The organism is Bradyrhizobium sp. Kon58, from assembly GCF_055807455.1.
In genome coordinates this window covers 1-241 of the sequence record NZ_JBVVOT010000627.1, presented here as the reverse complement: position 1 = coordinate 241, position 241 = coordinate 1, and the positions used below count along the sequence as shown (strand labels likewise).

Annotated in this window: 1 protein-coding gene; it reads right to left on the bottom strand. The window is 44.8% G+C overall.

Going from position 1 to position 241, the window contains the following annotated elements; all coding sequences use genetic code 11:
• The coding region (locus AC0L20_RS41735; protein WP_473295950.1) for a hypothetical protein at positions 1 to 241 on the bottom strand (241 nt) is incomplete at both ends.

Below are 241 nucleotides of genomic sequence, written 5' to 3'. Positions count from 1 at the left end.
CCCCAAGGCCGACAGCTGAAAAAATCATAAGCTGCATCGGTCAGGTCCGTAGCAGCACTTATAGGTAAAGAATAAAGCGGTCTTTTTTCCGCAGGTATAATGTCGTCAATGCTGTTGAAAAAATCTATACAATTTCTTTCGTCCTTTTCACTACCTAATTCGCCAGGTACGACCACGTCGGCTATTAACAAGTCATAGCGTGGGCGATCTTCAATTAGCTCTAGTGCTTGGCTCGTGCAGA